Annotated in this window: 18 protein-coding genes and 1 pseudogene; 11 read left to right on the top strand and 8 right to left on the bottom strand. The window is 68.1% G+C overall.

What is annotated here, in order from left to right:
* Together Q9R02_RS05735 and Q9R02_RS05730 are read right to left on the bottom strand one after the other, a co-directional pair.
* Positions 1-1,332, bottom strand: a complete 1,332-nt coding sequence (locus Q9R02_RS05735) for a D-arabinono-1,4-lactone oxidase (RefSeq protein WP_305995696.1) — start codon at positions 1,330-1,332, stop codon at positions 1-3.
* A 45-nt stretch (positions 1,333-1,377) separates the two neighbouring features.
* Positions 1,378-2,316 carry a LysR family transcriptional regulator gene (locus Q9R02_RS05730; protein WP_305995695.1) on the bottom strand — a complete coding sequence of 313 codons (939 nt, stop codon included), beginning with the start codon at positions 2,314-2,316 and terminating at the stop codon, positions 1,378-1,380.
* Between the two features lie 106 nt (positions 2,317-2,422).
* Here Q9R02_RS05730 and Q9R02_RS05725 point away from each other — a divergent pair, with 106 nt between their 5' ends.
* Positions 2,423-3,682, top strand: a complete 1,260-nt coding sequence (locus Q9R02_RS05725) for an amino acid deaminase/aldolase (protein WP_305995694.1) — start codon at positions 2,423-2,425, stop codon at positions 3,680-3,682.
* Positions 3,679-5,151, top strand: a pseudogene (locus Q9R02_RS05720) (aldehyde dehydrogenase family protein). Before Q9R02_RS05725 ends, Q9R02_RS05720 begins: the two are co-directional and overlap by 4 nt.
* 36 nt (positions 5,152-5,187) lie before the next feature.
* On the opposite strand, the gene Q9R02_RS05715 reads toward Q9R02_RS05720, so the two are convergent.
* Both Q9R02_RS05715 and Q9R02_RS05710 read right to left on the bottom strand, forming a co-directional pair.
* The gene (locus Q9R02_RS05715) at positions 5,188-5,394 is read right to left on the bottom strand and encodes a hypothetical protein (protein ID WP_305995693.1); all 207 of its coding nucleotides are present in this window, start codon (positions 5,392-5,394) and stop codon (positions 5,188-5,190) included.
* Positions 5,391-5,567, bottom strand: coding sequence for a hypothetical protein (locus Q9R02_RS05710; protein WP_305995692.1), 177 nt, complete (start codon positions 5,565-5,567; stop codon positions 5,391-5,393). Before Q9R02_RS05710 ends, Q9R02_RS05715 begins: the two co-directional genes overlap by 4 nt.
* A gap of 272 nt (positions 5,568-5,839) precedes the next feature.
* Here Q9R02_RS05710 and Q9R02_RS05705 point away from each other — a divergent pair, with 272 nt between their 5' ends.
* From Q9R02_RS05705 to Q9R02_RS05690, 4 genes are read left to right on the top strand one after another with little or no spacing between them, the layout of a single operon-like run.
* Positions 5,840-6,577, top strand: coding sequence for a heme ABC exporter ATP-binding protein CcmA (locus tag Q9R02_RS05705; protein ID WP_305995691.1), 738 nt, complete (start codon positions 5,840-5,842; stop codon positions 6,575-6,577).
* Positions 6,574-8,625, top strand: a complete 2,052-nt coding sequence (locus tag Q9R02_RS05700; protein ID WP_305995690.1) for a YhgE/Pip domain-containing protein — start codon at positions 6,574-6,576, stop codon at positions 8,623-8,625. The genes Q9R02_RS05705 and Q9R02_RS05700 overlap by 4 nt, the downstream gene beginning before the upstream one ends.
* Positions 8,622-9,236: a TetR/AcrR family transcriptional regulator gene (locus Q9R02_RS05695; protein WP_305995689.1), complete on the top strand. Its 615-nt coding sequence runs from the start codon at positions 8,622-8,624 to the stop codon at positions 9,234-9,236. Before Q9R02_RS05700 ends, Q9R02_RS05695 begins: the two co-directional genes overlap by 4 nt.
* Positions 9,237-9,292: 56 nt before the next feature.
* On the top strand, positions 9,293-9,820 hold the full coding sequence (locus tag Q9R02_RS05690; protein ID WP_305995688.1) for a hypothetical protein: 528 nt from the start codon (positions 9,293-9,295) through the stop codon (positions 9,818-9,820).
* On the opposite strand, the gene Q9R02_RS05685 is transcribed toward Q9R02_RS05690, so the two are convergent.
* Positions 9,735-10,259, bottom strand: coding sequence for a SixA phosphatase family protein (locus tag Q9R02_RS05685; protein ID WP_305995687.1), 525 nt, complete (start codon positions 10,257-10,259; stop codon positions 9,735-9,737). The genes Q9R02_RS05690 and Q9R02_RS05685 overlap by 86 nt on opposite strands.
* 241 nt (positions 10,260-10,500) lie before the next feature.
* Positions 10,501-11,385 (bottom strand): winged helix-turn-helix domain-containing protein, encoded by an 885-nt coding sequence (locus tag Q9R02_RS05680; RefSeq protein WP_305995686.1) that lies wholly within the window; start codon positions 11,383-11,385, stop codon positions 10,501-10,503.
* Between the two features lie 649 nt (positions 11,386-12,034).
* Between Q9R02_RS05680 and Q9R02_RS05675 the strand changes: the two genes are divergently transcribed.
* Positions 12,035-12,847, top strand: coding sequence for an aggregation-promoting factor C-terminal-like domain-containing protein (locus Q9R02_RS05675; RefSeq protein ID WP_305995685.1), 813 nt, complete (start codon positions 12,035-12,037; stop codon positions 12,845-12,847).
* 60 nt (positions 12,848-12,907) lie between these two features.
* Here the strand turns inward: Q9R02_RS05675 and Q9R02_RS05670 are convergent, their stop codons facing one another.
* Together Q9R02_RS05670 and Q9R02_RS05665 are read right to left on the bottom strand one after the other, a co-directional pair.
* On the bottom strand, positions 12,908-13,942 hold the full coding sequence (locus Q9R02_RS05670; protein WP_305995684.1) for a tyrosine-type recombinase/integrase: 1,035 nt from the start codon (positions 13,940-13,942) through the stop codon (positions 12,908-12,910).
* A gap of 123 nt (positions 13,943-14,065) precedes the next feature.
* Positions 14,066-14,572: a helix-turn-helix domain-containing protein gene (locus Q9R02_RS05665; RefSeq protein WP_305995683.1), complete on the bottom strand. Its 507-nt coding sequence runs from the start codon at positions 14,570-14,572 to the stop codon at positions 14,066-14,068.
* 114 nt (positions 14,573-14,686) lie between these two features.
* Here Q9R02_RS05665 and Q9R02_RS05660 point away from each other — a divergent pair, with 114 nt between their 5' ends.
* The 4 genes from Q9R02_RS05660 (at position 14,687) to Q9R02_RS05645 (ending at position 16,375) form a co-directional block, all read left to right on the top strand.
* On the top strand, positions 14,687-14,887 hold the full coding sequence (locus tag Q9R02_RS05660) for a helix-turn-helix transcriptional regulator (RefSeq protein WP_305995682.1): 201 nt from the start codon (positions 14,687-14,689) through the stop codon (positions 14,885-14,887).
* On the top strand, positions 14,880-15,065 hold the full coding sequence (locus tag Q9R02_RS05655) for a helix-turn-helix domain-containing protein (protein WP_305995681.1): 186 nt from the start codon (positions 14,880-14,882) through the stop codon (positions 15,063-15,065). Before Q9R02_RS05660 ends, Q9R02_RS05655 begins: the two co-directional genes overlap by 8 nt.
* Positions 15,066-15,148: 83 nt before the next feature.
* Positions 15,149-15,877, top strand: a complete 729-nt coding sequence (locus Q9R02_RS05650) for a hypothetical protein (RefSeq protein WP_305995680.1) — start codon at positions 15,149-15,151, stop codon at positions 15,875-15,877.
* Positions 15,878-16,165: 288 nt separating this feature from the next.
* Positions 16,166-16,375 (top strand): hypothetical protein, encoded by a 210-nt coding sequence (locus tag Q9R02_RS05645; protein WP_305995679.1) that lies wholly within the window; start codon positions 16,166-16,168, stop codon positions 16,373-16,375.
* Positions 16,376-17,192: the final 817 nt, after the last annotated feature.

Genomic DNA, 17,192 nt, shown 5'->3' with positions numbered 1-17,192 from the left:
TCAGGCGCCGAAGATGCGGCGCGTGTGGTCGTTGGAGAAAAGACCGTGGGGGTCCAGTCTCCGCCTGGCGTCCTGGAACTCCTCCCAACGGGGGTACAGGCCGGCCAACCGGTCCGCGGAGAGTGTGTGCCTCTTCCCCCAATGGGGCCGCCCTCCGTAGGCGAGAGCCACGTCCTGGACGGCGCCGAAGAACTCCTGCCAGGGCATCCCCCGGTACATGTGTGCCGCGATATAACAGCTGTCCCGCCCATAGGCCGGGCTGAGGAAGGACTGCTCATCCGCCGCGACGAAGCGGACTTCGAACGGGAAGTTCACGTCCAGGCCGCGGGCCGTGACCACGCGGCGCATCTCCTTGAGTGCCTCCGCGCCCGCTTCCCGGGGCAGGGCCCATTCCGTCTCCGTGAACCGCACGCTTCTGCGGGTCACGAGCACCTCATGGCTCCTGCCGGTCCGGACCGTGGGGCTCACCAGGTCCGTGGCCAGGCGGTTGAGACGCGGGATGAGGCTCCTGCGGGCGCGGCCCAGGCGGCAGACCAGGTCCAGTGCCGTGTTCTCCAGGAGTTCCTCTTCCAGGTAGGCCTTGACCTTGCCTGCGACGGCGGCGGGTCCGGTCACGGTGTCCTGCCCCGCCGCCCGGCCCACGGGGACGTTCTCCACCCTGTTGGTGCGCTTGGCGATCACGGTGTCACTGTGCGGGAAGGAGAAGAACTCGAAGTGCCGGTTCGCATCCACCTCGGAGTCCAGTCGTTCCAGGACGTCCGCCAGCGGTGCGGGCTCCTGTTCGCAGCGCAGGGTGTACGCGGGCAGGATCTTGAGCGTGTATGCGGTGACCACGCCCAGGGAACCCACAGCCAGGCGGGCCGCCTCCAGCACGCCGGCTCCCGCTTCGGACGCCTGGACCACGTCACCGTCCGCGGTGACCAGCTCCACGTCCTCCACGAAGGTCGCCAGATTCCCCAGGGTCCGCCCGGTCCCGTGGGTGCCCGTGGAGATGGCACCCGCCACGGACTGGCTGTCGATGTCCCCCAGGTTCGCCAGGGCCAGTCCGCGGGCATCCAGGAGCTGGTTGAGCTCGTGCAGCCGTGTCCCGGCCGCCACCCGGACCGTGCCGGCCGTGGCGTCCACGCCCAGAAGACCCGTCAGCGAGTCCAGGGACATCAGGGTTCCGGACGTCAGCACGTTGTCGCCGAAGGAGTGCCCGGCACCCACCACACGGATCCCGCTGCCTTGACCGGCGGCGTTCCGGACCGCCTCCTGAACCGCTTCCACGGCGGAGGGCCGGACGACAGCCGCCGGGGTGCAGGCCTGATCTCCGGCCCAGTTCTTCCACATGACCTCCATGCTCACGCCCCTGTGAGCCGCGGCACAAACAGCGGATCAGCCGGGATTCACAACCGCCGGGTGCTCAATAGCCCGGATGAGGTCCCGTTCGGCGTCCCGCACCTCCCGGGCGACCTCCACGAACAGGCCCACGGCCTCACTCGCGGCGTCCGCCCGCCAGGCCAGCGCCACCTCACTGCCGGGGTGCGGCTCCACCGGCACGTAGACCAGTCCCGGCCGGGACAGGTACCGGGCGGAGGCCGCCGCGGTGAGCGCCGTGGCCACGCCGCTGGCCACCAGCTCCGTCTCCTCGGTGGGTGACGAGGTCTCCACCGTGCGGGCGGGATGCTCCGGGGTACGGAAGGCGGAGAGGGTCCAGAAAGCCCGCCACGCGGCGTCGTGCCCTCCTCCCACCGTGAGCGGCTCGTCCAGCAGCTCCGCCGGCGAGATCATGCTGCGCCCCGCCAGAGGGTGAGCCGCGGACAGGCACGCCACCACGGGCTCCACGAAGAGCGGCAGGCGTTTCAGGCCGTCCAAGGACAGGGGCGGTCGGAGGATGGCCAGGTCGCTGCTGCCGTCCGCCAGGCCGCAGCTCGGGTCGCTCAGCGAGGCCTCTTGCAGGTGCAGTTCGATCTCGGGATGGCGGCGGGAGAACTCGGCCAGCAGCGGACGGGTCAGCTCCAGCGCGGCCCCCACCACGAAACCCAGGCGCAGGGTCCGCTGGGCGGCGCGGCTCGCCTGGCGGACCCGGCGCAGCCCGTCATCCCATTCGGCCAGCACGGCCCGGGCCACCGCAAGGAAGCGCTCGCCGTCCTCGGTGAGTTCCACCTTCCGGGTGGTGCGGTTCAGCAGGACCAGACCCAGCTCCGACTCCAGCTCCCGGATCTGCTTGGAAAGTGCCTGCTGGGCCACGAACAGGCGGGCCGCGGCGCGGCTGAAGTGCAGTTCCTCCGCCACGGCCACGAAATACCGGAGGCGGCGGGTGTTGACGTCCATCACCTGCCCATTCTGCGGGGCGGGCCCTCCATTGACAACGATTCGATGTCAGTGGCGTCCGCCCCGTTGTTTCCCCTGCTCCGGTGGCCCGTGTCACAGTCGCAGTATGCACGCCGGCACCGACACCGATTTCAGCCTGGCCCTCACCGGCCGCGACGGCTTCACCGCCACGGGAGGTTTCGGCGCCCTGGAGCGGGCCACGGCGCATCTCGACGCGCCGTTCGCCGTCTTGAGCCTGCCCGCGCTCCGGCACAACGCCGCGGATCTGCAGCGCCGGGCCGACGGCAAGCCCATCCGGGTGGCCAGCAAGTCCATCCGCTCACGGGGGATGCTCCGTGCGGTCCTGTCGTTGCCCGGCTTCCAGGGCATCCTGGCGTACGCCCTCCCGGAGGCCCTCTGGCTGTCCGAGGAGTTCGACGACGTGGTGGTCGCCTACCCGAGCATGGACCGGACGGCCCTCGCGCGGCTCGCCGCCGACGCTCGCGCCCGCGAGCGCGTCACCCTCATGGTCGACTCGGCCGATCACCTCGACCGCCTGGTTCCCTTCGCGTCCGCGACGGCGCCCCTGCGGGTCTGCGTCGACCTGGACGCCTCGCTCCGCCTGGGGCCCTCGGTCCACCTGGGCATGCGGCGCTCCCCCGTCCACTCACCCGAGGAGGCCGTGGCGCTGGCCCGGGACATCGTGCGCTGCCCAGGCCTGAGTCTCGTGGGGGTGATGTCCTACGAAGGGCAGATCGCGGGGCTCGGGGACGACGCCGGATCGTTCGCCCACCGCGCCCAGATCCGGGCCCTGCGAGCGCTGTCCGGCAAGGAACTGGCGGACCGGCGCGCCGACGCCGTCGCGGCCGTCCGCCGGGCCCTCGAGGAGGCCGGGGCGCCTGCCCTGGAATTCGTGAACGGCGGCGGCACCGGGAGCTTCGAAACCACCGCCCGCGAGGCCGCCGTCACGGAACTGGCCGCCGGCTCGGGGCTCTACGCCCCCACACTGTTCGACGGCTACCGCGCGTTCAAACCCCAGCCCGCAGCCGTCTTCGCCCTCCCCGTGGTGCGCCGCCCGGCCCCCGGCCTGGTGACGGTCCTGGGCGGCGGCTGGATAGCCTCCGGCCCAGCCGGACAGGACCGCGTTCCCGTACCGGTCTGGCCGACGGGCCTTCGGCTGCTGGGCACGGAGGGCGCGGGCGAAGTCCAGACGCCCCTGTCCGGCCCGGCGGCGGATACGCTCTCCCTGGGCGATCGCGTCTGGTTCCGGCACGCCAAGGCCGGCGAACTCTGTGAACATGTGAACACCCTGCACCTGGTGGACGGCGAGCGGCTCGTGGCGTCCATCCCCACGTACCGCGGCGACGGAAAGGCCTTCCTCGGATGAACACCTTCGACTCCCTCAACCCCGCCACCTCCGCCGTGGTGGGCACCTTTGAGACGAGCGACGACGCCGCGGTGGCGGCCGCCGTCGTCCGCGCCCGGGAGGCGGCCCTCTGGTGGGAAGGGCTCGGCTTCGAGGGCCGGCGCACCCGGCTGCTGGCGTTCAAGCACGGGATCGTGGCGGGCATGGACGAGCTGGCGCGGCTCATGCAGCGGGAGACGGGCAAGCCCGTGGACGACTCCCGGCTGGAAGTCATGGCCGCCGTGGAGCACGTGGACTGGGCCGCCAGGAACGCCCATGCCACGCTGCGCAAGCGGTCCGTGAAACCCGGCCTGCTGGGCGCCAACCTCGCCGCGAGTGTGGAGTACCGGCCGCTGGGCGTGGTGGGTGTGATCGGGCCCTGGAACTACCCCGTGTTCACCCCCATGGGGTCGATCGCCTACGCCCTGGCCGCGGGCAACGCCGTGGTCTTCAAACCGAGCGAGTACAGCACGGCCGTGGGTCTGTGGCTGGTGGACGCCTTCGCCCGTGCAGTTCCTGAGCTGCCGGTCCTGTAGGCCGTGACGGGTCTGGGTCCTACCGGCGCCGCGCTGTGCCGGTCGGGCGTGAACAAGCTGGCATTCACCGGCTCGACGGCCACCGGCAAGAGGGTCATGGCAGCCTGCGCCGAGACCCTCACCCCCGTGGTGATCGAGGCCGGCGGGAAGGATGCGGCGATCGTGGCCGCGGACGCGGATGTGCGGGCGGCGGCCCGGGATGTGGCCTTCGGGGCCTGGGGCAATGCGGGCCAGACGTGCATCGGCATGGAGCGCGCCTACGTGGAGGCGCCCGTCTTCGACAGCTTCGTGGAGGAATTGAGCCGGATCGCCGGCGCTGTGACGGTCGGCGGGGACGATTCCGACCGCATGGGGCCGCTGACCATGCCCAGTCAGCCGGACATCGTCCTGCGGCACATCCGCGCGGCGATCGCGGACGGCGGCAGCGCCGTCGTCGGCGGCGAAGAGTCCGTGGCTCCGCCTTTCGTCAAACCGGTCATCCTGCTGGACGTCCCGGAGGACAGCGCCGCGGTGCGGGAGGAGACGTTCGGGCCTACGCTGACCGTCACGCGGGTGCAGTCGCTGGACGAGGCCGTGGAGAAGACCAACGCGGGCATCTACGGCCTGGGCAGCGCCGTGTACAGCGGGAACCCGGCCACCGCGGAGTCCGTGGCCCGGCGTGTGCGGGCGGGGATGACGTCCATCAACAGCGTCATGTCCTTCGCACTGGTCCCCGCGCTGCCGTTCGGCGGGACGGGGGACTCCGGGTTCGGGCGCATCCACGGCTCGGACGGCCTGCGGGAGTTCGCCCGGCCGCACAGCATGGCCCGCCAGCGCTTCCCGCTGCCCGTGCCGCTCCTGTCCTTTCAGCGGAAGACGTGGCACGTGAACGTGCTCGCCAAGGCGGTGAAGCTGCTGCACGGGAAGAAGCGGTAGCCGGCCCGCGGCTCAGCCGCCGAAAGACTGCCGGCTCTACGAGCCGACCGGGAACGCCGACATCGCTGCGGCAACGGCGTCCTCTGGGCTCCGCCCCGCCTCCACCTCGCAGCAGATCATCGCCACCCTGCGGCCGATCAAGTCATCGGAGATGGCGTCGTGCGCGGCGGTTTCGTCCTCCCCGTACTCGAGCAGCGTGTTCTCCACGGGACTGAGGACCTGGCCGGGGCCGCCCGTCCTCACGAGGGCGATTGATGCGCGGCCCGGGATGGGGCAGAACCCCGGGCCACGCGGTCTGTGGGGTCGGCAGAGCCCTCCGGCGTCTTGGAGTCCTTGTCCTGTGCCTCCTGCGGGCCCGGTGCCGGCTCGGATGTCTGGTCGGCCGGATGGATGTCCGGCCAGGAGAGCTGCAGCATGTGTCTCCTTCCGGCGCGCAGGCGCGCCTTTCGCCCAGGGACGGTGGACCCGTCGCCTCCATGCCGAATGTAAGGCGTGGGAAGCGGGCCTGTCCTTCGCCGGCCCGCCTTGACCTGAACTGCGGCGGGCACTGAGCAGGAATGAGGCATCCGATGGCGTTCCGCGGCCCGGGCGGGAATCCTGGACGGATCAGCCGCGGCAGGGAAGACTATTTGAACTGACCGGTCAGTTCAGCTAATCTGAGAGCGAACTTCCACGAAAGGCCTCCCCCATGCTCGACGCCCGTGCGCTGCAGGTCAACGGCCGCAGGACCGACCTGCTGCCTCCCACCTCCTTGCGCGTCTCCCCCGGCGAACTCCTCCTGGTCCGCGGCGAGAACCAGGACGACCGCACCGCGCTGGCCCTGACCCTCAGCGGCCGCATGAAGCCGTCTTCCGGACAGCTGTCCTGGAACGGCAGCACCCGCCTGAAGGCGGTCCGCAAGGCTTCGGCGCTGGTGGACTCCCCCAGGATCAACGAGCCCGAACAGCACCTGTCCGTCACGGACCTGGTCACCGAGGACCTCGCCATGGTGCCCCGCCGCTACCGTGGCGCCCTGCTGGCACGCCCCTGGCTCAAGCTCAATGCCTTCGAGGACGTGGAGAAGCTCTGGGTGGACCAGCTCACGGCCGAACGCCGCGTGGAGCTCCTGACACAGCTGGCCCTCGCCGACCCGTCCGTGGACCTCCTGGTCCTGGATTCGCCCGACCGGCACAGCGCGGACCCGGCGGCCTGGCTGAGGCGCTGCGAAGAGCTGGCGTACGACGCCGGGCGGCCGCTCGCCGTCGTCGCGACCGTCGCGGCGCTGCCGGAAGGCTGGGAGGGGCCGTCCGCGGTGATCGGCAACAGTGCGCCGGTCGAGGAAGAGGCAGTTGACGACCAGGAGCCCGCGGCGGAGGATCCCGCCGCCGCTCTGGATACCGAGGCCCTGGATACCGAGGGCCTGGAAACCATGGAGGTGGAGAAGTGACCGTTCTGCGTCTGGCGCGTTCCGAACTCAAGCGCATGACCGGCGGGGTCCTGCCGAAGCTCACCATCGTGGCGCTCTCCCTGGTCCCCCTGCTGTACGGCGCCATCTACCTCTACGCCAACTGGGATCCGTACAACAACCTCAGCGGCATCAAGGCGGCCCTGGTGGTGGAGGACACCGGCGCCACGCCGAGCAAGCCGGACGGCAGCAAGGGCGAGGAACTGCAGGCGGGCACCAAGGTGGCCGACTCCCTGGTGGACGCCCACCTCTTCGACTGGCAGCGCGTGGCCACCTCTCAGGAGGCCGACGACGGCGTCCGCACCGGCAAGTACGCCTTCGCCCTGAAGATCCCGGCGGACTTCTCCAAGAACCTGGTCTCCCCCTCCACCTTCGACTCAGCCCACCAGGCCATGCTCAACGTCACCACCAATGACGCGAACAACTACCTGCTCAGCACCATCGTGGACAAGCTCACCACCGCGGTGCACTCGACCGTCGCCCAGGAGGTGGGCCAGCAGACGGCCGATCAGCTGCTCACCGGCTTCGGCGTGATCCATCAGAACATGGTCAAGGCGGCCGACGGCGCCAAGAACCTTGCCGACGGCCTGTCGCAGCTGCAGTCCGGCGCCACGGAGCTGCATCAGGGGACGGGGACGCTCGTCACCGGCGCCCAGCAGCTGGTGGATGGCCAGGGACGGCTGGTGGACGGGGCGAACCAGCTCTCCTCCGGCGCGTCCACCCTGTCCAGCGGGCTCTCCCAGCTGAACCAGGGCGCGGCTCAGCTGCCCTCGAGCACCAAGCAGCTCGCCGACGGCGCGGCCCAGGTGGCCGCCGGCAACGCGCAGCTCAACTCGAAGGTCCAGGGAGCCGTGCAGCAACTGCAGGGTGCGGAGACCAAGCTGGACGCGGACATCAAGAGCACCGTGAGCGATCTGGTGGCGAAGGGTGCCATCACCCAGGCCCAGGCGGACACCCTGCTGGCCGATCTGCAGAAGGTCCAGAGTTCCAATCCGGTCACGGACGCGAAGGCCAAGATCTCCGCGGCGGCCGCGGACGTGCAGAAGCTCTCCGACGGTTCGGCCGCCGTGGCGGCAGGCGCCCGGAAGCTCTCCGACGCGGCACCGGCGCTGGCCGGCGGCATCAGCCAGGCGAACGACGGCGCGGCGCAGCTCGCGCAGGGCGCGGGGACTCTCGCGGCCGGCGAGCAGAGCGCGTACGACGGCGCGGTGCAGCTCTCCGACGGCGCCTCCAAGCTCGACGCCGGCGCGGCGAAACTGCAGGACGGCACGGCCACCGCGGCGTCGGGCGCCAAAGAACTGGCCACCAAGCTGGCTGAGGGCTCCGGCCAGATCCCCAACCCGGACGCGACCCAGCGGGACAGCGTCTCCAAGGTCATGTCGGACCCGGTGGCCGTGGACAAGCTCGCCCAGACGAAGGCCACCACCTACGGCGCCGGCCTGGCCCCGTTCTTCCTGAGCCTCTCGCTCTGGATCGGCGCCTTCATGCTGGTGCAGGCGATGCGGCCCCTGACACAGCGAGCTCTGGCGTCCAATGCGCCATCGTGGAAGATCGGCATCGCCGGCTGGCTGCCGTTCTTCGTGGTGTCCGCCGTGCAGACCACCCTACTGTGGGCGGTGGTGACGCTGGGCCTGAAACTCGAATCGGCCAATCCGGCGTTGACGTTCGTGTTCCTGCTCTTCGCGGCCATGGCCTTCACGGCGCTCATCCAGGGCATCTGCGCCCTGCTGGGCACGCCGGGTAAGTTCGTGGTGCTGATCCTGCTGGTCCTGCAGCTGGTGTCCTCGGGCGGCACGTTCCCATGGCAGACCACGCCCCAGCCGTTCCACGTGGTGCATGACATCCTGCCGCTCGGCTACGTGGTCACGGGCATGCGTCACCTGATCTACGGCGGCGACCTGTCCATGGTGGCGCCCATCATGCTGGGCCTGGTGGGTTACGCGGTGCTCGGCATGGGCATGTCCACCCTGGCGGTGCACAAGCACAAGCTCTGGACGCTCAAGAGCTTCAAGCCGGAGATCTCGGTATGAGTGCCTCGGCGGACGGCGCCTCCCGGCGTCGTCCCCAGCGCACCGAAGCCTCACGCCAGAAGATCTTCGAGGCGTCCATGCTGCTGATCGGCGAGCGCGGGGCGTCCGAGGTGACGGTGGATGAGATCGCCGCGGAGGCGGGCGTTTCGAAAGGCACCGTGTACTACAACTTCGGCAGCAAGTCGGAGCTGATCGCCCAGCTGCTGCGCCACGGCGTGGACATCCTGCTGGCCCGGTTCGCGGCGCTCCCCGCCGAGGAGGACCCCGTCCGTGCGATGGAGGCCGTGGTGGCGGAGGCCATCGCGTTCCTGGACGAATACCCGTCCTTCGGCCGGCTCTGGATGAACGAGAACTGGAAGGCCGAGAACGAGTGGCAGGACCTCATGCGTGAGCTCCGGGCCGAGCTGCTGGACGTCATCGCCGCGGCGCTGGACCGGATCGCCCGCAAGCACGCCGTCAACCAGGAGGTCTCCCGCTCCGGGCTGGAAGCGGCGATCTTCGGGGCGTGCTTCATCGTGGGGCTGGACCGGAAGAACCTCCATCCCGAGCGGACCCAGGCCGCCAGTGTCGAGGCGATCATGACCTTCGTGAAGGGGTACCTGGCCCGGTGACGCCGCAGGCCACGGCCGGGTGAATCCCTGTCGGGGGCGCCTGGGAGAATGACACCATGAGGCTTCTCACCACCCGGATCATGCTCGGCGCCATCGTGGCGTGCGGGCTGCTGCTGGTCCAGGACGCACTGGCGATGGAGACGCTGGGGCTGGTGCTGCTGCTGTTCTCCGCGGCCGTGGCGGTGGTCTGTTCCGTGGCTTCGGTGGCCATTCTGCGGCGCAATAAGACGCTGCTCGCCGCGGGAATTCTGACCACCTTGGCGGTCATCTTCATCCTGGCGTTCATCCGCGTATGGGGGCTAGGGTCCGGTGAGGGGTACGACGTCGGGCACAGCCGTGGGCTCGGCGCCGGCAGCGATGTGTTCCTCTTCCTGGGTCTCGGCTTCGGCGGGCCAGCGGTTCTCACGCTGTTCCTGGGGAGCGTGTGGCCGGTGAAGGATGCGAATCCCCGGCGCGGAGCACGGGGAAAACACGGTACCCGGTCCACAGGATCAAGCGTCAGGCGCGGGGCACCTCGAAAGCCGTCAGCGTCGCGTCCTGCCCGTCCAGCTCGGCCCAGGGCTTCGCAGTCTTCAGTACGGTGATCCCGCTGGTCCGGTACCGTTCCGCCATATCCAGGTAGGCGGCCTGCTCCGAGTCGCGGTCCGCCAGGAGCAGCGCCAGATCCTGGGCCCCGGGCAGATGGCTGATGATCATCAGGCTGGTCACGGTCTCCGGCACGTGGTTGATCACAGTGAGCATCCGAGTGGCGGAAGCCGCGTAGAGCCCGGACTCCAGCTTGGGGGTGGGCGCCTTCTCCCCCAGTTCCTCGCACACCCAGGTGCAGGTCTGCCGGGTGCGGAGCGCCGTGGAACACAGGATGAAGTCCGGCACGTTCCCGGACTCCCGGAGCCAGGCGCCCGCCGCGGCGGCGTCCCGATGCCCGCGGGGCTCCAGAGGGCGGTCATGATCCGGCACCCCGAGAGGCCAATCGGACTTGGCGTGCCTCATGATGATCAGGCGCTTCATGTGGTGCTGGCTCATGGGACCACAGTAGCCGGGCTCATCGACGGAGCCACTCCTTCCGCAGGGGCACTTCCCCTCACCTAAGCCGGAGCACTCGGCCTGGCACCGGAAACAGCGAAAGGCGGGATTCCCCGATAGCGCCGTTGTTGCGTGCAGGCCCGCCGCCCAAAATCTTCCGTGAGGAAGAAGTCCAGGAGGCGGCGGGCCGGAGCGCAGGCGCCGAGGGGAATCCCGCCTTTCGCGAGATGAACGGACAACGTCAGATGGAGTACTCCGGCGCCGCCCAGACGATGACCTCGGGGTGCTCGTAGAAGCGGTACCCCTGGCCACGGACCGTGCGGACCGTGTTGGCCAGGCGGCCGAGCTTGGAGCGCAGGCGGCGGATGTGCACGTCGATGGTGCGCTCGTTGGGGACCTCTTCGGCGTTACGCCACAGGTTCTCCAGCAGCTCCTCACGGTCCACGGTCCGGGTGCCGTTCTCCACGAGGTAGTTCAGGAGCTCGAACTCCTTGAACGTGAGGTTCAGGGTCTCGCCGTCCAGGTGCACTTCGCGGCGGGCCAGGTCGATGAGGACACCGCTGGGGCGCTGCTCCGGCACGACGGCGGGGCGGGGCGCCTCCACACGCTGGCGGTTCGCCACGGTGGGATCACCGAAGGTGCTGCGGACCACGTCCAGGGCGCTGCCCGTGGCGTTGGCCGGGGCTACCGCGACGGCGGCGTAGCTCTCCGCACCCTGGACCAGAGACTGGGCGTAGGCACGGATCTCCTGGGCCAGCTTGGCGATGGACTGACCGGATGCCGCAGCGGTCTCCTCGTCGATGCCGACGTAGAGGACGAAGCCACGGGCCACGGTGGGGGCGCCGGCCGGACGGGCGGGCGCCCCGTTGGCGCCACGGGCCACGACAGGGGTGGGGGCGGTGGGAGGGTTGCTCTCCGACGGGATAGACGGCACCGCACGCAGCTGGCCATAGGGGCGCTGCTGGTATCCGGGGGCCTGGGGCTGTGCCGCGGCGTTGTACTGGCCGTTGTATCCGGCCGGGTACTGCTGGGGTGCGGCGGGGCGGTTGGCGAACTCGGGGCGCACGGCGGGAGCCTTGTTGGCGTTCCGCAGTGAGATGTGGACGTACCCGGATGCAACTGACATGTTGTTCAAACCTTTGAAAGTGAATTTGCCGTCATCGCGGCTCGAATGCTGAGTCCCTGCAATGAATTAACGAGTTGTGCCCGGAAGGGGCGGAAGGACGGTTGCCTGACGCTGAGGGTGTGAGGTTCAGGCGCACATTCGACAACAGCCGACCATCCGGCCAGCGGGTGCGCTGGGATGGGTCTCTGCGGCTGCAGGTGCTGTTGAGTTGGTATTCACGTATTCGAGTGTGCAACGTAACAAACCGAACTTGCAAGTAACAAAGCCCCCATGGGTCCACATAGTGAGACAAAACTGTCCATAGTGATGAACGTCACCATTCGGACTGCAGGCCTGGAATTGACGCTTCGGACCACCCGAGCCGGAACGCCCGGCGCATTTAGTGAACTTTTAGAGAATTCTGGTTGAGGACGTCGAATATTCTTCAGATGTGAAGTGGAACTCATGCAGATCCGCGTGACCGCATCCCGGACAAGTCAGGCGACCGGTTTTGAATCAGAAAAACAGTCGGACGTCCGACCCGTTATCTAAATGTGACATTGAGAGAGGGTGTCCGTAGACTGGTTGTGGGGTTGAGCATCAACCATTCCCGATTTCCAGTGCCACAAGCCTGGGGGCTCCCCCTTCCGGACCATGAAGGGGTTTGAGCATGACCGCGAATAGACTGCGGCCCGTCACTGACGTGCCGACGCGCCGTGAGCGCAAAGCCACCGACGCCGTTCCGTCGTCCGCAGGACGCTCCACTTCCCGTTCTCCCAAGGCCCGCAAGCGCGGTGGCCGCTCGATCCTCGGCCAGCTGCCCGGCATCCTCCCCCGCACCCGGGGCGCCCGCGCCGCCGTCGTCGCCTCCACCCTGACGGTCGCCCTGGCCGCCGGCCTCGCGGCGCAGTCCTCGCTGGCCGCACAGTCCTCGGCGCCTGAGGCGCTTCCCGCGCAACAGCAGGGCCCGCAGGTCTCCGTAGGCCAGACCGAGTTCCGCAAGACCGGCGTGGGACAGAAGTTCGACTTCTCCGCCCTGGCGTCGCTGTCCTCGCAGAGCGCCACCGCCGGCGCAGAAGCCAACGCCGCCGCTCACGAAGCGGCCGATGCGGCCACGGCCCTGAAGCAGACCGCCGACGAGATCAAGGCCGAAGCCGCGCCGCCCACCCAGGTGAACGATCCCGCCGGCGCCCAGGCATTCGCTGCCACCCAGCTGGGCAACTTCGGCTGGAGCGCCAGCGAGATGCCCTGCCTGGTGACTCTGTGGAACCGCGAGTCCGATTGGCAGACCACGGCCCAGAATTCCAGCTCCGGTGCCTACGGCATCGTCCAGGCCCTGCCGGGCACCAAGATGGCCAGCGTGGCGGCTGACTGGCAGACCAACTACAAGACCCAGATCAAGTGGGGCCTGCAGTACATCCAGCAGCGCTACGGCTCCCCCTGCGGCGCCCTCGGCTTCCACTACGCCAATAACTGGTACTGAGCCCAGTTTCTCCGCGGAATCACGCGGAGCGCCCGACGCTTTCCCTACGATCTCCCTACATCAGGCGGCGAGGACGTCCGCCAGGAGCCCTGCCGCAGCGGCCCTGGTCTTGTCCTCAGCCGACGGCCACAAGTGGCTGTAGACGTCCAAGGTGATCGACGGCGTCGCGTGCCCGAGGGCCCGCTGCACGGTCACTACGTCGCAGCCGGCGGCGATCGGCCCGGAGGCGTAGTAGTGGCGCAAATCGTGCAGCGTGAACTCCCCCAGGCCTGTCGCGTCCCGGATCTTCCGCCACTCCGCCCCTGCGCCGTGACGTGAGAGCACGTGGCCCCCGTAGCCGAAGAGCCACTTCTCATCGCCGAAGACCCCCACCTCCTCCACATGCTTGGCCAGGAGCTTCACCAGGCCCTTGGGGATGTAGATGACCCGCTCGGATCCATGCTTGGGCGGAACGTCCTTGAGCGTCTTGACGGTCTCGCCCTGAATCTGCCTCGCCACCGTGATAGTCCGGGCCTTGAAGTCGATGTCTGCAAGCTGCAGGCCGGCGGCCTCGCCGAGGCGTAGACCCGCGAAAGCGCACACGCTGACGAACCCCGCGAACCATGCCGGCGCAGCGTCAAGTGCGCCTTTCACCTGGGCCGGGCTCGGGATCGTCATCGCTGCGGCCTTCCGGCGCACCCGCGGGAGCTTCACCCCGTCGCACGGGTTGGCGTGGATGAGCCGGTCAGTCACTGCAGCTTTGAAGCAGGACTTGATCGTCCCGTGTCGGGTGGAGATCGTAGACGGTTCCAGCCGCTCCGTGAGCTCTTTCACCCACGCCTGGACATCGCTGGTGCGGATCTTGTTGACGGGGCGATCCTGGAACGGCACCGACGCGAGAGCCTGGTCGGCGTTCGTCCTGGTGTTATCCGCCCACACCTGCGAGCCCGTCCACCGCTCAAACCACGCCTTGAATGCCATGGAGCCGGCCGCATCATCGAGATAGTGGCCCGTGGTGACCTTCGCGGCTGTGAGCTCCCTCAGCGCCTTGTCGGCGTCCCGTTTCAGGGCGTGCGTGGACTCTCGCGACTTTCCGCCGTCGTCGCGCCACTGCAACCGCCAACGCCCCGACTTCTTGTGTACCTGGCAAGCTGTAGACCCGCCCGTCTCTGGGCACGGAGGAACCTGCCGAGGACACCGCCACGTAATCGACGCCACTACTCCCCCATCACCGGTAGGTCACGACTCCCTGGAAGACTCCGCAGCGGCTTTCCAGGCCCGACGTGCGTTTGCGTTCTTCACGATCTCGCCGTAGACCTGGCGCGCACTGACGTCGTCCTCGTCATCCAGGTCCATGGTCGCCTCGACGAGAGCGACGACACGCGCCTCACGCTCAGAGAGCAACTCCTCCGGAGCCTCAACGATGAGCGTCTCGACTCGCTCCATGGCGGAGTCGATCATGGCGCGAGCTGGCTTAAGTGCTGCGATCGCCGACTCAAGCTCGTCGAGCGCTAGGTCAAACGAGGTATCACTGCTGAGTAGGTCATCCAGAGTCTTGGAGAACAGGCCTGCGAGGGCAACTGCCTCAACCACCTTCAGGGGACGCTCACCCTTCTCCACGGCCCAGACGGTGGCTTGCGACCACTTGTAACCGAGCGCGCGCATCTGACTCGCGACGTCCTGCTGAGAACGCTCGCCCCTCAGGGTTGCCAGGTTCTTCCCGATCTGCTTATCGTCTGCGCCCATATCTCAAGACTACCCACCAAATACTAAAAATTGCAGTGGACCTTCACTAGCGGAGCGTGTACTCTCATAGCTAGTCGATGTTGACTAGAAACACTAGTACCGAAGGAGGTTCGGATGACTGCGACCCAGCCAGTGAAGCTGCTCACGATGGAGGAATGGTGTGCGCTTGCACGCATCCCGCTCAATACGGGCCGCTACTACCGGGCGATGGGAAAAGGCCCGCGCGGTGTCCGTTTCGGGCGCCGGGTCATGTTCCGGGAAGACGAATGCGTCGCGTGGATCAACGCCGCGTTCGAGGAGGCCGGCAATGGCTGATGAGTCGGGCCTGACGCTCAGGCCGTACCGCGTGGCGGAGTTCGCGAAGATCGCGGGGATGCCGGAAGCGCGGATCTACCTCGCCATCAAGGAAGGCCAGCTCAAGGCCCTGACCGTCGGCAGAAACCTGTACCTGCCTCGCGAGAAGTCGCTGCAGTGGCTTCGAGGCGAGGCATGAGCCCCAACGAAGTCCGGCCGTGCAGTTGCAGCTGCACGGCCGGAGAAGAAGCAAGTACCAACCAGCAAGGAAAGGCAATCGCTATGAACACCAAGGTAGCACCGACCGCAGACAAGGTTTCTCCTCTGACCCGTGAGGCGGTTCAGCACATGCAGAAGACGTTCAAGCCGAAGACGGACGCGGCGCTCAGGCAGTACCGGCACGCCGCGAACCTGTCGGTTAAACACGAATCCCTCTACACCGGGGCGCGGGTGGTCAACAAGAGGACGCTCGCCACTGGCACCGTCACCGGGCTCGATCCCGCCACCTGGACCGCGACGGTCGAATGGGACGAGCTCACCGTGTCCAACACCATCCCCATCGCTGAAATCATCCTTCTCCGCGTCTCCTTCAAGTGTGGCCAGGGCGTCACCCGGACCACCGACGGAAAGTCCGGCGTCGTCGTCGCCTGGACTGCGGACATGGTCCACTGTGCCGGCCTCGGCGAGGTCCTCGTCCTGTTCGACGGCGACAGCAGGCCCAGCGTCGTCGACACATCCCAGCTCGTCTGCGAGGAAGACACCATCGTGCCCGTCAACCTGTGGGCCGGGGTGACGGTGTACCACCAGGGCGATCTCCGGTACCAGCAGGAGACTGCCCAGGCAAAGGAGATCCGCAAGGCCCTCCGCCCCATGGGACTCCAGCTCCAGAAGAACTCGGGCAAGATGCCCTGGCACACCGGCTATGAGACGTACCGGATCGTGCACACCGCAACCGGGGAAGTCCTCCATCAGCAGGTGCACTTGGACGATGTCCTCGAGGTGATCTCGTGACCGCCACGGCGGTGGGGGCGCCTTTGGGTCCGCGGCGGCGCGGGCCGAAGCCCGGACCCACGCCCCGGTTCCAGCAGCGCCTCGAGGACCTTCAGGAACTCCTCGCCACGGGGGAATGGCCGCAGAGAGCCGCGATCCGCGCAGGCTGGCCGACCCCGTCAGCAGCGTTTCGGAATCTGGACCGAAACGGATACCACGCGGAGGCCCGCCTCGTCGAAGACCCGCGCTTCGAAGCCCATGGCAACCACGTCAGGGCCGGGACGCTGCACCTCGGAAGGAACACCCGCCGTGGAACGCCCTGAACCGGCCTGGATGGCGCGTTTCGAAGGGGTCCGGTACGTGCAGTTCGTCGGGATGTTCGGGAACGCTGATGAGCCTGTGGCCCGCGTCTACCGGGTCACCCGCAACGGGGTCTGGGTCACCCGCGCCGAGACGAAGCAGCGCGAACTCTGGCACCCCGACGACATCCAACCCCTCGACGGGAGAAACACTCCTTGACCTACCGACCAGACCCCGCGCCGCACGAGGTAGCGGGGTCAGTCATTCCCAGAACCGGAAGGAGGTAGGTGAGTGGGAGCTTCGAACGTGGCCCAGGTGTTCGTGTACTGGACCCACCTCGGCCACCGTGACGCCCGCGCCTTGGCGTTCATGGCAAACATGGCCCTCGACTCCGGGAACCCGCCTGTCTACTTCGGCGGCTGGGAAGGAATTGCACGGGCAATCGGGCTGCAGCCGGATCCTGGTGATCCAAATGAGAGTGCGCGAAAGCAGATCGTGAAGGCCCTCAAGGCTCTCACTGATGCCGGGGCTGTGGTGTCTACGGGAGCGGCACGCCGCGGGGTGCGAGCGGAGTATGCACTGGCTCTGGACCCGGCCGTCGGATGGGTTTGCACTGGCGTCCGCCGAGACCCTACCGACGGAGTCCTCAAGGGCATTTGGGAGCGCACTTCCAGGGACCTGCCTGCTGCATTGCGACACCATTCCGGTCCCGCTACCTGGCACCCTTCCGGTGTCGCAGCCAGACACCATTCCGGTCCCGAACCTGACACCAAAACGGTCCCGCCTAGGAGAACTCAGGAACCACATAAGGAATACGGGAGGAAAACATCACCTGAGGTGACTACCTCACGTGGGCCTGTGGATAACTCCGAAGACCAGATGACCGAATACGAGAACCGGAACCGGCAGATGCGGGCGCTCCGCGAGCAACACCCCGAAGCCTTCCCCGGAGAGGGGGTCGCATGACCGACAACCAAGACACCCCTCCACCCACCAAGGAACCGTTCAACCTCGACCGGGAACTCTGCCTCCTCGC

The sequence above is a fragment of the Arthrobacter horti genome, assembly GCF_030731045.1.
Classification (GTDB): domain Bacteria; phylum Actinomycetota; class Actinomycetes; order Actinomycetales; family Micrococcaceae; genus Arthrobacter_E; species Arthrobacter_E nanjingensis.
The sequence above is the reverse complement of the archived record's forward strand: the minus strand, read 5'-3'. Positions and strand labels throughout refer to the sequence as shown.